The 13,401-nt window shown below is 64.1% G+C and carries 10 protein-coding genes; 6 read left to right on the forward strand and 4 right to left on the reverse strand.

Annotation, left to right across the window (positions count from 1 at the left end):
* Positions 1-34 precede the first annotated feature (34 nt).
* Together fliQ and fliR are read left to right on the forward strand one after the other, a co-directional pair.
* Positions 35-304, forward strand: coding sequence for a flagellar biosynthesis protein FliQ (fliQ, locus tag ACUN9Y_RS15170; protein WP_445461557.1), 270 nt, complete (start codon positions 35-37; stop codon positions 302-304).
* Between the two features lie 85 nt (positions 305-389).
* Positions 390-1,184 carry a flagellar biosynthetic protein FliR gene (fliR, locus tag ACUN9Y_RS15175; protein WP_445461558.1) on the forward strand — a complete coding sequence of 265 codons (795 nt, stop codon included), beginning with the start codon at positions 390-392 and terminating at the stop codon, positions 1,182-1,184.
* Positions 1,185-1,776: 592 nt separating this feature from the next.
* On the opposite strand, the gene cysQ is transcribed toward fliR, so the two are convergent.
* The gene (gene cysQ / locus ACUN9Y_RS15180; protein WP_445461559.1) at positions 1,777-2,604 is read right to left on the reverse strand and encodes a 3'(2'),5'-bisphosphate nucleotidase CysQ; all 828 of its coding nucleotides are present in this window, start codon (positions 2,602-2,604) and stop codon (positions 1,777-1,779) included.
* 637 nt (positions 2,605-3,241) lie between these two features.
* Here cysQ and ACUN9Y_RS15185 point away from each other — a divergent pair.
* From ACUN9Y_RS15185 to ACUN9Y_RS15200, 4 genes are all read left to right on the forward strand, one after another.
* Positions 3,242-5,329: a capsular polysaccharide biosynthesis protein gene (locus ACUN9Y_RS15185; RefSeq protein ID WP_445461560.1), complete on the forward strand. Its 2,088-nt coding sequence runs from the start codon at positions 3,242-3,244 to the stop codon at positions 5,327-5,329.
* A 1-nt stretch (position 5,330) separates the two neighbouring features.
* Positions 5,331-6,584: a capsule biosynthesis protein gene (locus tag ACUN9Y_RS15190; RefSeq protein ID WP_445461561.1), complete on the forward strand. Its 1,254-nt coding sequence runs from the start codon at positions 5,331-5,333 to the stop codon at positions 6,582-6,584.
* Entirely contained in the window at positions 6,563-7,333 is a 771-nt protein-coding gene (locus ACUN9Y_RS15195; protein ID WP_445461562.1) for an SDR family NAD(P)-dependent oxidoreductase, read from the forward strand. Before ACUN9Y_RS15190 ends, ACUN9Y_RS15195 begins: the two co-directional genes overlap by 22 nt.
* 1,365 nt (positions 7,334-8,698) lie before the next feature.
* Positions 8,699-10,186, forward strand: a complete 1,488-nt coding sequence (locus ACUN9Y_RS15200; RefSeq protein WP_445461563.1) for an autotransporter outer membrane beta-barrel domain-containing protein — start codon at positions 8,699-8,701, stop codon at positions 10,184-10,186.
* Positions 10,187-10,738: 552 nt separating this feature from the next.
* Here the strand turns inward: ACUN9Y_RS15200 and ACUN9Y_RS15205 are convergent.
* The 3 genes from ACUN9Y_RS15205 to arsC form a co-directional block, all read right to left on the reverse strand.
* Positions 10,739-12,046, reverse strand: a complete 1,308-nt coding sequence (locus tag ACUN9Y_RS15205; protein WP_445461564.1) for an arsenic transporter — start codon at positions 12,044-12,046, stop codon at positions 10,739-10,741.
* Positions 12,047-12,195: 149 nt separating this feature from the next.
* Entirely contained in the window at positions 12,196-12,924 is a 729-nt protein-coding gene (gene arsH, locus ACUN9Y_RS15210; protein ID WP_445461565.1) for an arsenical resistance protein ArsH, read from the reverse strand.
* Positions 12,921-13,352 (reverse strand): arsenate reductase (glutaredoxin), encoded by a 432-nt coding sequence (arsC, locus tag ACUN9Y_RS15215; protein WP_445461566.1) that lies wholly within the window; start codon positions 13,350-13,352, stop codon positions 12,921-12,923. Before arsC ends, arsH begins: the two co-directional genes overlap by 4 nt.
* Positions 13,353-13,401 lie beyond the last annotated feature (49 nt).

Raw genomic sequence — 13,401 nt, forward strand, 5'->3', positions numbered from 1 at the left:
CGCCTCGCGCCACCGACCCGGGGAGAGACCCTCGATGCATCCCGAAACCGTCATGGGCATGGCCTACCAGGGCATGCGAGTCACCCTGCTGCTGGGCGCCCCGCTGCTGCTGACGGCCCTGTTTACCGGGCTGCTGGTCAGCCTGTTCCAGGCCGCCACCCAGATCAACGAGATGACCCTGTCGTTCATCCCCAAGATCCTCGCCGTGTTCGCCGTACTCGTGCTGGCGGGCCCGTGGCTGTTGCAGCTGATCATCACCTTCACCCGGGAGCTCTTCACCAGCATCCCAAGCATCGTGTCCTAGCGCGCCTCGTGCCCCACTCGCTCGCCCATCACGGCCACGGCCAGCTCTTATGCCAGCCCTTATGCCAACCCCTAGGCCGGCGCCCATGATCGAGGTCAGCTTCGACCAGCTGCACGCCTGGCTATCCGCTTTCCTGTGGCCCTTCATCCGCATCACCGGATTGATGCTGAGCGCGCCGCTGTGGGGCCACAGCTCGGTGCCGACCCAGGCCAAGATCGGACTCGCCGCCGCCATCACCGTCGTGATCGCGCCGACGCTGCCGCCTCTGCCGAATATTCCGGTCGCCTCCTGGGCCGGCCTCGGCCTGGTCGTCGAGCAGCTCGTCATCGGCACCGCCATCGGCCTGACGATACGCGTGATGCTGTCGGTGGTGATGGCCACCGGGGATTTCATCGGCCTGCAAATGGGCCTGGCCTTCGCTACCTTCTTCGACCCCTCCAGCGGCGCCAACATGGTGGTCATCTCACGCTTTCTGTACATGATCACCCTGCTGATGTTCCTCGCGGTGAATGGCCACCTGGTCGTACTCGAGGTCCTGATCTCAAGCTTCGATACCCTGCCGATCGGCATCCAGCGCTTCAACCCCGAGGCCTTCATCCTGCTGGCCCGCTACGGCGGCACCATCTTCGCCACCGGCCTGCTGCTGGCCCTACCGCTGGTCGCATCGCTGTTGATCATCAACCTGTCTCTCGGCATCTTGAACCGCGCCGCCCCCCAGCTCACGGTCTTCAACATCGGCTTCCCGACCTCCCTGACGGTTGGTCTGGCACTGCTGATGGTGCTGATGACCGATCTCGGGCGCTTTCTCGAACGCCACTTCTACCACGGCCTCGAATTCCTCAAGCACCTGGTCGAGACCCTGGCCCCGCTGGCCGGGTGAGGCCGGCACTCGCCACTCCCCGGCCAGGACGGTTTCCTTTGCTGGATGACTGTTTTTCCCGCCCTCTATGGTGCTCCGAGATCACTCGGCAGATCATCGGCACCAAGCGGCAGACCGCACATGGATGACGCCCACGCTCGCAGTTTGCGCAGCGCATACGCGACGCCTTGCATGCCAGCGACTGAAGATCGTCGTTCGATGTCGCGTCCTCTCGCACCCGGGTCATCATCGCCCCCTTGTCGCGGGACATGGGTGGGGCAGCGACTGCCGTTGCCCAGGGGACGCCAGGGCAAGCGTCGGGAGGCTCTGATGCAGAGCCTTCTCGACGACGTTGGCGATCACATTGAGTCGCTCTCGGCACACGGTGCCAGCGACCGACTGGAGCGACACTGATCTGACAGGCTTCAACGCTGGGAAGGCGCCGTCCCCCTGGCCACCGCGTGAACGCCGAACATCGCCTGGCCCTGACGTTCGATCTCCTCCCCAGACACGGCATCGCGACACTCGCGGTACAGCCCGCGTGGAGGCATCTCTCGCGCCAGAAAAGAGGCGGAGCACGGGCTGGGTAGGCCTCCAGCCCTCTCGCCGAAGGCTACTCTGCCAACGCCGCGCTCAGTGCCGTCTCCCAACGCTTGTCACGCTGGCCACAGACGACGAAGAACGGGTTGAGCAGCGATTCGCCCTGGTTGCAGCGCAGCGGCTCGAGGCTCTGGGCATCGAGCACCTCGCCGCCGGCCGCGCTGACCACGGCCTGCGCGGCCGCCGTATCCCACTCGCAGGTCGGTGCCAGGCGCGGATAGAGATCCGCCTTGCCCTCGGCCACCAGGCACAGTTTCAGCGAGCTACCCATGGACGTGCACTCATAAGCCGGCAGACGTTCGCAGAAGGCCTCGAAGGCCTGTGCGCCGTGGCGCCGACTGCCGACCACCACCCAGGGCGCCGCCGCCGGGTCCGGCAGCGCCCGCACCCTGATCGACTCGCTCCGACCCGCCTCGTAGCGCCAGGCGCCCTCGCCCACCACCCCAAACCAGGTCACTCCCAGCACCGGCGCATGGACCACGCCGAGCACCGGCACGCCGTTCTCCACCAGCGCCACGTTGAGGGTAAATTCGCCGTTGCGCTTGATGAACTCCTTGGTCCCATCGAGGGGGTCGATCAACCAATAACTGTGCCACGACAGCCGCGTCTTGGCATCGATGCCTTCGGACTCCTCGGATAGTACCGGCACACCAGGGGTCAGGCGTTCGAGCAGCGCTATCAAGGCGTGGTGGGCGGCCAGGTCGGCTTCGGTCAGCGGGCTGTCATCGGCCTTGTGCTCGATATCGAAATCGCGCTGATAGATCGCCAGTACCAGTTGGCCAGCATCCTCGACGCCTGAAATCAGCGCATCGCGTTTGGCGCGGGAAAGAACAATGCTCACGGAACACTCCTTGAAAATCCAACGTGGGCCCGATCGCCCACAACGGGTCGACAACAACAGATCGACAACAACAGATCGACACCACAGCACCCGATGACCTGCAGCAGGAAAGCACGAGCATAGCGCGCATCGCGTCGCGACCTGGGTTTCGTGACCAAACCGGCACGGTAAACTCCTCGAAACGGCCCAGCGTTGTGCGTTCTCCTCGGTCCCGATCTCTTTTTCCTGCCCCCCATCAGACCAAAAGCGACGCCCCGCTCAATTCACGCCATCAGCGCCGCTAGTCAGATGCATGGGCGCTGCCTCGTATGCCGTCGACGGCGTGATGACACCAATGAGCGCCGACACCGCGAGAAGACATGAAACAGCAAAGAAATCCCAGTAAAAAAACCTCATGTTTGTTTTACTTAACGATAAGCCCGCCGGACCTACAATATCGTCTCTCTTGTGGCGTTGATGTCGCACAACCCGCGGCGCCTTTGACATGGTGAGAGTTTCCCGAGCATGGCTTCTGCTAACATGGCGTCTTACATAATTATTGTACTTCTTACATATCAGGTGAGCCTTGGGACCGGGAGTCAATCTATCCGCAGATGTGGGGTGCCCCCGTCGCTATGCCACCCTGGCTACGGCCGCCATGGCCAAACAACCAGCGCTGGCCCCCTGTCTGCACGAATTCGAAAAGTTACGTCCCTGGGTCCAACGTCATCGCTGGCGGCACCAGGCCGTAGTCGGCTGGGGCTACAAGCCATCGGCGGACAAGGCGCGCCGTTTCGCCAAGCGCAAGGGCCTGCCCTACGTCGCCGTCGAAGATGGCTTCGTTCGCTCCTGGGGCCTCGCCAGCCAGGGCTACGCCAGCCATTCCCTGGTGGTCGACCATAGCGGCATCTACTACGACGCATCGCGCCCATCGGATCTCGAAACCATGATCGAGCACGGTGACTTTCGCGTCGGTGAACACGATCGCGCCGAACTCGCCATGGCTCGCCTGCGCGAGCAGCGCCTATCGAAGTACAACCACGCACCCGACATGGCCCTGCCGGCGAGCCGTGTCCAGCGCGTTCTGGTGGTCGACCAGACCCGTGGCGATGCCTCGATCGCCTATGGCCTGGCCGACGAGCAAAGCTTCAACGCCATGCTCGATCACGCTTGCACGCGCCACCCGGACGCCGACATCCTGATCAAGGCCCATCCGGATGTGGTCGCAGGCACCAAGGCTGGGCACCTGATGCAGGCCGGCCACCGCGCGCGCTGCCGCCTGCTGACCGACGACATCAATCCCTGGGCGCTGTTCGATGCCGTCGATGCGGTCCACGTCGTGACCAGTCAACTCGGCTTCGAGGCCCTGCTGGCCGGACTCCCGGTAACCTGCCACGGCTTGCCCTTCTATGCTGGCTGGGGCCTCACGGACGACCGCCTGACCTGCCCCCGACGCCAGCGCCGCCCGAGCCTCGGCTGGGTATTCGCCGCCGCCTACCTGCGCTATTGCCGCTACGCCAACCCCTATACCGGGCAACTCAGCGATCTCGAGGCCACCCTCGACCTGCTGACGGATCAACGCCGGCACATCGAGCGCGGCGCAGGCGCCTGGCGGGCACTGGGGTTCTCGCACTGGAAGCGTGGCTTCGTGGGCGACTTTCTCGGCCCCAAGGCCAGTGTTCAGCACCTGGCAAGCGCCGACGCCACGCCCACCTCCATCGACCCAGCGGCCACCATCCGGCCCAGCCCCGGCTCGGGGCAGGCTGCCGGCACCTCGCGATGTCTGGTGTGGGGCCACCAGGTTCGCGTCGGTAGCGGTTGCGACAAGACTGCAGGCACCCGTGCACATCCCAGTAGACGCTCAGGTGCCGACCGCGATGGCGACCAGACAATCGCCTGCTGGACCATGGAAGACGGCTTTCTGCGCTCGGTCGGGCTCGGCCTCGACCTGCATCGGCCGCTGTCTCTGGTCATCGATGGCTCCGGCATCTACTACGATCCGAGCCAACCCAGCGACCTTGAGGCGCTGATCGAGGGCGGCGAGTTCTCCTCCACCCTCGTGAATCGCGCTCATCGTATCACCCAGCGCCTCGTCACCCTGAAGCTGAGCAAGTACAACGACAGCTTCGTTCACGACGCGCTCACGTCGTTTCCCGCCGCCCCTGACCAGCGCATCCTGCTGGTACCCGGCCAGGTCGAAAGCGACGCCTCCATCCGCACCGGCGCGACGATGATCGCGACCAACGCGGCGCTGCTGGCCAGGGTGCGTGAGCTCAATCCGGATGCCTTCATCGTCTACAAGCCCCACCCCGATGTGACCAGCGGGGTGCGTCTTGGCCACGACATCGCGGCCGAGAACTACGATCGTTGCCTGCCCCACGCCAATATCACCGCCTTGATCGAACACGCCGACGAGATCCATACGATGACCTCGCTGACCGGGTTCGAAGCCTTGCTGCGCGGCAAGCCAGTGACCACCTACGGCGTGCCTTTCTACGCTGGCTGGGGCCTGACTCGGGACCACGCGACTGTCCCCGCCCGCCGCCGCCGGCGGGCTTCCCTCGATGAGCTGGTCGCGGCAGCACTGATTCTCTATCCGCACTACGTCGATCCGGCCACCGGCCAGCCGATCAACGTCGAAACCGCCATTACACTGCTCGATCGCCGCCGTCAGGGCGCCGCCAGGGTGCGACTGTGGCAGCGAGCCTATCGCCTCTACCGCCGCATCGTTGAAGGCAGGCGATGACATGACCTCGCACAGTAAATCCTTTCTCCTGCTGCAGGGCCCCTGCTCCCCCTTTTCCGCCCGCCTGGCCGACCGACTGGCAGGCGATGGCCATCGCGTGCATCTGCTCAACTTCAACGGCGGCGACCTGCTCTACCGGCGTCGCAGCGGCACCCGGTTGTATCGCCAGTCGTTGCGCGATCTGCCGGAGTTTCTGCAACGGCTCTACGAGCATGAAAACATCACCGACCAGGTGCTGTTTGGTGACCAGCGCCCGGTCCACCGCCCGGCGGTGGCACTGGCACCGGCCTTCGGCGTGCGCACCCAGGTGCTCGAGGAAGGCTACTTTCGGCCACACTGGATCACCATGGAGCCCGAAGGCGTCAACGCCCGCTCGACCCTGCCCAGCAACCCCGATTGGTACCGAGAGGCCTATTCAAGGCTCGGCGAGGCACCGGCACCCCAGCACTTCCATAGCCCGTTTCGCATCCGCGCGGCCCACGACGTGCTGTTTCACCTGGCCGGCGCCGCCAACCCGGTGCTCGCTCCGCACTATCGCAATCATGCGCCGGTCACGGCCCCGCTGGAGTACGCGGCCTACCTGAAGCGTTTCGCCCTGCTGCGCTATCACAAGCCGCGCGATGCCAAGCGCATCGAGGCCCTGGCCGCGTCATCGGCGCCCTATTTCGTGTTGCCACTGCAGCTCAATGGCGATGCCCAGATCCAGCATCACTCGCCCTATACGAACATGCTCGAGGTCATCGACAAGGTAGTGTCCTCGTTTGCCCGTCAGGCACCCGGCGACGCCCGCCTGGTGATCAAGAACCACCCGCTCGACATGGGGCTGGTGAACTACGCCCGACACGTTCGGCGCAAGGCCGATGAGTTTGCCATCGGCGATCGTATCGATTACCTGGAAAGCGGCGACCTGAACCGCCTGCTGCCGAAGGCTCAAGGCATGGTGACCGTCAACAGCACAGCAGGCATGGTGGCCATGGAACACGGCTGCCCGACCTTGCTGCTGGGCCAAGCCGTCTACGCCCTGCCGGGGCTGGTCTCGCCCCCCGGCCTGGCGGAATTCTGGACCCACCCCGAAGCCCCGGATCCGCACCTGTTCCACGCCTTCCGCCAGACTCTCTTGCACACCGTGCAGCTCAATGGTGGCTTCTATTGCCGCCGCGGGATCGACCTCGCCGTCGCCCAGTGCGTACCGCGTCTCAGCGCCGACCTCACCCCGCTGGAGGAGTTGCTGCTATGCCTGCCCAAGGCCGCCTGATACTGATTACCGGGGCGACCGGCGCCATCGGCGGCGAGTTGGCAAGGCGCTACGCCGCCGCCGACACCGAGCTGGTGCTCCACGGTCGTCGCCTGGAGGTGCTCGAAGCGCTGGCCCAGGAGTGCCAGGCCAAGGGGGCCAGCGTCAGCCTTAGCCAGGTAGCCCTCGACGACGACCCCGCCCGCGAGGCCTGGCTCGATGCGCTGCCACGCCCCCCCGACCTGGTGCTGCTGTGCGCCGGGATGAACCATGGCGTTACCCACGCTCGCGATGGTGAAGATGGCGTCCAGGCCCGGGCGCTTCTCGAACTCAACCTGCGCATTCCCATCGACATGGCCCGCCACCTGGCACCGGCCATGCAGGCTCGCGGCAGCGGTCAATTGGTGTTCATCAGCTCCCTGGCCGCCTGGTTCGGCCTGCCGGTGACCCCGAGCTACAGCGCCAGCAAGGCCGGCATCAAGGCCTACGGCGAGGCACTGCGCGGGCTGCTGGCCGCCGATGGTGTCGGCGTCACGGTGGTCATGCCAGGTTATGTGGAGTCATCCATGGCACGAGCCATGCCCGGTCCCAAGCCGTTTCTGGTCGGTCCAGAACGCGCCGCCAAGCGCATTCAGGCTGGGGTCGCCGCCAATCGTGCCCGCGTCAGCTTCCCCTGGCCCCTGGCGCTGGGCACCCAGTGCCTCGCGCTGTTGCCGGCATGTCTGTCGGAGCGCCTGGTGCGCTGGTCTGGCTACGGAGTAGAACCATGACGCTACTGCCCCCTTTTGTGCGAAGCCCGCTCCTCAGCAGCGCCACGCAAACCGTGGGTCATCCATGCGCGGATGCCCGGCGGCGCTGCAGGATGATGCTACGGCTTCTCGCCAGCGGGCCCGTGCTCCACGCCGCGGCCTGGCTGACGCTGTAACGTCATGATCTTCGATGCCTTCGGCCACGACACCAACACCGAACCGCGCGACAACAAGGTTTCCCTTGCCGATAGCGCAAGGGCAGGATGAGCGATGAAAGCCTCGTCAAACGATGGACCGCACAGCGTCAGACGGCTCTGATCTTGGGCATCTTCAAGGGCAGGACACCAAGCGCTGAGGAAACGAGTCAGTACGGCCTCACTCCCCCGAAGTCGAGTGCTGAATCAACGAGACCCAACCCACCTTTGCAGATTCCGTAGACGCCTCTGGGTCGCCTTTTCACGGTCACTCCAAGCTCGATAGCGACGACGATATACCGCCCAGTGCTGACACAATGACGGCACCGGTTGGCCTTGTTCAACTCACACTGTTGTCGAGAATTCCTCGGTGAGTCCGACATCAAGAGATTGATACCCTGTGCCATGTTGCCTTGTCTTTCGCCGGCCGACGAACCCGACGCTTCACCTCCTGAGCCTCTCGCGGTTGCAAGGCCAATGCGTCACCCGTTGGCGTGCTACCAGCTCGGTGCGAGCGGGGCCTGCTGTCCCAGTGCTCCAAGAGGGATGTAGCGACGTCGCTTGCCGCTGTGCTCTCACCTTTCGCCTTTCGCCTTTCACCTTTCGCCTCTCCAGCCACGCCTCTCCAGCCACGCTTCAGATTGAAACATGGGCCTCATTTGACCAGAAATGGCTGACAGAATAGCCACCCTACGGCGCGTCGAAAACGTTTTACCACGCCCCTGAAAAGCCGAATTATCTCACCGTATAACGTCCGCCCCATCGGGGGCCATGACCGCAATGCGGACGCACACAAAAGCATACTTTTACTTAAATATGCTCGGAAACGTCAATCACACCAATAACAGTGCAGTCATCAGCAAAGTTGTCGAAATTCGTTGAAAAAGGGTCATCCCTCTTCTACAAAGATGCATCACACCTACGACTGAGGATTCGTCATCATATCGAGATGAACCGATTAGTCTCCGTTATTACGAATACAGTAATAGAACCCGCCACTCTCTATTGAAAATGACCACCTCAAAGGCCGGCAACCATCGCGCGCCTCGCCACTGTGCGGGGGCGGAGCCTTCGACGATGTTGGCTTGAGAAGATCGGCCGAGGTCCACAGCGGCTCTGGAACAGCCGCTGGCAAACCACTGCATCGGCAATAGCGCCGGTCAGAACCACCCAATTGAGCAAAGGTAACATCATGAAGAAGGGACTACTTGCCGTCGTGAGCGCAGCGGGACTGCTGGGCAGCAGTATTACTGCGGCCGCCAACGGCCTCAGCCTGGATCAGCTGATCCAGACCGGACACACGCTACCTCAGGTCGGCACCATCCTCGACGGTGGACCGTCCGCCCTGAATCGCAAGAGTGGTGCCGCCACCCTGAACGATGGGTCCACGCTGGTCTTCAGTGCCCCCAACGGCACCCCAACCCTGAGGCAGGCACTGTCCGGCAACAGCGGCACGGTGCTTGTCAACGGCAGCCCGGTGAAGGTATCCACCAGCGCCTCGAGCCTGGATTCTGCCTACGACAACAGTGGCCAAGCCACCACCTTTACCGTGGCGGCCCTGGTTGAAGGTCGCCCGGTGACATTGCAGTGGGAAGGCCCGCTGAATGCCATCAATACCTCCAGCACGCTGAACGCCAGCCTGAACGGCAAGCCGGTCACCCTGCAGCTCCCCGCCGGTACCACCCTCGCCGACTTCAGTGGCACCACGCCCATCACCCTGCGCGATGGTGATGGCAAGGTCCTGTTCGCGGGCCGCTTCGACTCACTGACCCGGGATGAGGCGCTGACGCTGGCCGCCAGCATCGGCGCACTGGATATCGACCAGACCCTGCGCGGTGCCCAGAAGCAGGCGCTGGCACAAAACTTCAACCCGATCATTCGTCAGGTAGACTCGGCCATGTTCCCGCGCGGCGAAGGCGAATACGGCCGGCCGTCCGGCACCAACCTCTGGGCCTCGACCGAGGTCAGCGACTTCGACGGCGACGTCGCCAACTCCAGCTACTCCGGCGATGGCAAGGTGGCGCTGCTCGGTATCGACTTCACGCAGGAGAATCTACTGGTCGGCATCGCCGCCGGAAACAGCAAGATTGATCTGGACCATGGCGGCGGTGGCCGCACGGACCTCGACGGCGAGATGATCTCCGCGTATGGCGCCGTGTCCTTCCTCGACAACACCATCGTCCTGGACACCATCGTCATGTACCAGGAGCTGGACGGCTCCATTCGCGGCCGGTACCTGGCAGAGCCTATCGATCTCGACGGTGATCGCTGGGCCGCACGAGGCTCCGGCACCTACTTTCTGCCCGAGTATCGCTCCCTGCGCGCCGGCCTGACTGCTGGCGGGACCTACATGGAAGACGACCTCGACGGCAAGTACCTCGGCAGCACCAACGACTACGGCGTCGAGCTAGGCGAAGTGTTCGGTGGCGTGAAGTTCGGCGCAGACTTCCTGAGCGGCGAAGTATTCGGCAGCCTGCTCTACCACTACGACGTCTCCAGCGACGTGGACAGCGACGCCGATTTCCTGGACGACGAGGAAGACGACCGTACCGTGCTGGAACTCGGTGCCGCGCACCGCCTCGGTACCCACATGGACTTCGCCATCGCCGGCCGTACCACTCTGGGCTCCAGCAGCACAGAATACGACTCTATCAATGCGACCATGTCCTACAACTTCTAAGGCATCCAACCGCTGACAACAGCCGGAAAAGTGATCGAAGACGACGCCCGAGGGGCGTCGCCTTTAGTCTTCAGACAAGCGAAGCCCAGCACGTCTGACCAACGGAAACTCAATCGCGATCACCACGCCCCATGTCCGCGACGGAGATGACTCTCAGGCCGTTCGTTCACTCCCCTTCTGGTAACGGGGAACCTGTCATCCACTAGAAAACTCGACTGGCACATAGCCGACAAGTGCGCAGTAGCCATCCCAGCGATGCACTCGCAGCAACCTTCATGTTGGCGCAAGCAATAATCAGGGTGTCAAGGTGACGGGATCATGTCCTGTACGCCCTGGCACAACGGTGGCTGAACGCCGCCTTCCGCCGTCTTGTTGATAACATCAGTGGCAGCCGTGAGCGCTGCGTCGAGAGGCTTTTGGACTCAAGGGGCAGGAAAACAGAGCGCTTTACTAGGTTCTTCGTGGTTGCATATGAACGTGTCCTGATCAACCGGGCGAGCAAGGAAGGAGGAAGCTCCGCCGCGAGCGACAACGGCAAAGCCCCGCCCTGGCTCACGGGGACACCAGCGGCAACCACACCCACAGGGCGAGCAAGGCCGCCAGCAGCACCGGCGGCGTCAGCAGCAGGCCGACCTTCATGTACTGCCCCCAGCCGATGCGGGTGCCCTTGGCGGCCAGGACGTGTAGCCACAACAGCGTCGCCAGGCTGCCGATCGGGGTGAACTTCGGCCCCAGGTCGTTACCGATGACGTTGGCGTAGACCATCAGTTCCCGGGTCAGCTCAGGCACCTGGGCTTGATCGATGGCCAAGGCCCCGACCAGGGTCGCCGGCATGTTGTTCATCACCGAGGCCAGCGCCGCCGATAGCACGCCGGTGCCGAGCGTCGCCACCAGCGTACCCTGCTGGCCGAGCCAGCTGAGTATCGCTGCCGCGCGCGGCGTCAGGCCGGCGTTGCCAAGTCCGTAGACCACCAGGTACATGCCGATGGAGAACAGCACGATCTGCCAGGGTGCGCCCTTTAACACCCTGGGAATCGAGATCACGGTGCTGCCGCCCGCACGGTACCAGCGCCCCGCCACGGCGAGCAGCACCAGGGCGCCGCTGCCGGTCACTGCGGCCACCGGCACGCCCAGCGGCGCGGTCACGAAGAAGGCCACCAGCAGCACGGCAAGCAACGGGAAGGCCGCTCGGAAGACCTGGCGGTCGCGGATCGCCGACTCCGGCTTCTCGAGACGCGTAAGGTCATAGCGCTCGGGCAGTGCACGCCGATAGACGAACCACAGCACCAGGAGCGTCGCGGCGAGGGAGACCAGGTTGACCGGCACCATGACCGCGGCGTAGCGGGTGAAAGACACATCGAAGAAGTTGGCGCTGACGATATTGACCAGGTTGGAGATGATCAGCGGCAGGCTGGTGGTGTCGGCGACGAAGCCGGTGGCGATGATAAACGCCAGCGACGCCGCCGGGGAGAAGTCCAGCCGCATCAGGATGGCCATCACGATGGGCGTCAGCAGTAGCGCCGCCCCGTCGTTGGCAAAGAACGCCGCGATCACCGCGCCCAGCACCACCACCAGCGGAAACAGCCGGCGGCCGTTGCCGCCGCCCCAGCGCGCCACGTGCAGCGCCGCCCAGGCGAAGAAGCCCGCCTCATCGAGGATCAGCGAGATGATGATCAGCGCGACGAAGGTGAAGGTGGCGTCCCAGACGATGTCCCACACCACCACGACATCGGCCAGATGAACGACCCCGGTGATCAACGCCACCAGGGCACCGCCGAGGGCGCTGTAACCGATGCCCAGCCCGCGGGGCTGCCAGATCACCAGCACCAGGGTGACAACGAAGATGGCCAGGGCCAGCATGTCAGGCCTCCTGTTTCAGGGGTCGCACAAGCGCGACGAAGATGGCGAGGTAGCGAGCCCCACGACGAGCTAAAGCGTGCCCATGGCAGGCATCACTAGCCGCCTCGGGCGTTGCTGCGGTATCGACTGAGGCGGCTCGCGTCGCAACGCTAGATCGCGTCTTGATTGACGCGCTGCGACAGTGCCGCGGCGCTCTCGACCCGCTCGGAATAGCGCTGGGTGAGATAGCCGCTGCGCCCGCGCATCAACCAGGTGAACTTCGCAAGCTCTTCACAGACGTCAACGATGCGCAGATACAGCGGCGACAGGCGCATACGGCCGGCGGCGTCGAACTCATTGAAGGCCTTGGGCACCGAGGATTGATTGGGAATGGTGGCCATGCGCATCCAGCGGCCGAGTAGGCGCATCTGGTTGACCGCGTTGAAGCTCTGGCTGCCACCGCAGACCTGGATCAGCGCCAGGGTCTTGCCCTGGGTCGGCCGCACCCCACCCAGCGACAGCGGCAACCAGTCGATCTGAGCCTTCATCACCGCGCTCATGGCCCCATGGCGTTCGGGGCTGACCCACATCATGCCCTCGCTCCAGGCGGCTAGCTTACGCAGCTCGGCGATCTTGGGGTGCTCGGCATCGGCGCCATCGGGCAGCGGCAGGCCGGTGGGATCGAAGGTGCGCACCTCGGCGCCGAAGGCCTGGAGCAGACGCGTCGCCTCTTGTGCGGCAAACCGCGAATAGGAACGCTCGCGCAACGAGCCATACAGCACCAGCAGGCGCAGCGGATGGCGGGGGACACTGGGGGCGACCAGGTCATCCACGGCGATCGGCCGCCAGTGTTCTGGATCGATATTGGGCAGGTCCTTCAACACCTCGAGTCGATTCATGATCCTGCCCGCGGTGGAACCACAACGACCTCACCGTCTTCCTTGATGAAATACTCGCTCTCCAGCGTCGATAGCGGCGCATCCAACAGATCCAGCACCCGTTCCGACGGGCGACACAGGCATGCCCCCTTGGCGGAGACCACGATCGGGCGGTTGATCAGCAGGGGGTTAGCCATCATGGCGTCGATCAGAGCCTCGTCGCTCAGCGAGGCATCATCGAGTCCCAGATCATCGTAGGGCGTATCCTTGCGCCGCAACAGGTCCCGCGGCGCGACCGCCATGGTGGCGATCAGCTCGACCAGGCGTTCGCGGGTCGGCGGCGTCTGGAGGTACTCGATGACCTCGGGCTCCTCGCCGGAGGCCTTGAGCATGGCCAGGGTATTACGCGAGGTTCCGCAGTCGGGATTGTGATAGATCGTCGGCTTCATGGGCACTCCGGGGTCGGCGTAAGGACAACGGGATTCGAACATCAACGCA

Source organism: Halomonas sp. V046, assembly GCF_052645355.1.

Excerpts from the sequence above, each read along its gene's own strand:
- fliQ (WP_445461557.1), top strand. The coding sequence starts at position 35 with ATGCATCCCGAAACCGTCATGGGCATGGCCTACCAGGGCATGCGAGTC.
- fliR (WP_445461558.1), top strand. The coding sequence starts at position 390 with ATGATCGAGGTCAGCTTCGACCAGCTGCACGCCTGGCTATCCGCTTTC.
- ACUN9Y_RS15185 (WP_445461560.1), top strand. The coding sequence starts at position 3,242 with ATGGCCAAACAACCAGCGCTGGCCCCCTGTCTGCACGAATTCGAAAAG.
- ACUN9Y_RS15190 (WP_445461561.1), top strand. The coding sequence starts at position 5,331 with ATGACCTCGCACAGTAAATCCTTTCTCCTGCTGCAGGGCCCCTGCTCC.
- ACUN9Y_RS15195 (WP_445461562.1), top strand. The coding sequence starts at position 6,563 with ATGCCTGCCCAAGGCCGCCTGATACTGATTACCGGGGCGACCGGCGCC.
- ACUN9Y_RS15200 (WP_445461563.1), top strand. The coding sequence starts at position 8,699 with ATGAAGAAGGGACTACTTGCCGTCGTGAGCGCAGCGGGACTGCTGGGC.
- ACUN9Y_RS15205 (WP_445461564.1), bottom strand. The coding sequence starts at position 12,046 with ATGCTGGCCCTGGCCATCTTCGTTGTCACCCTGGTGCTGGTGATCTGG.
- arsH (WP_445461565.1), bottom strand. The coding sequence starts at position 12,924 with ATGAATCGACTCGAGGTGTTGAAGGACCTGCCCAATATCGATCCAGAA.
- arsC (WP_445461566.1), bottom strand. The coding sequence starts at position 13,352 with ATGAAGCCGACGATCTATCACAATCCCGACTGCGGAACCTCGCGTAAT.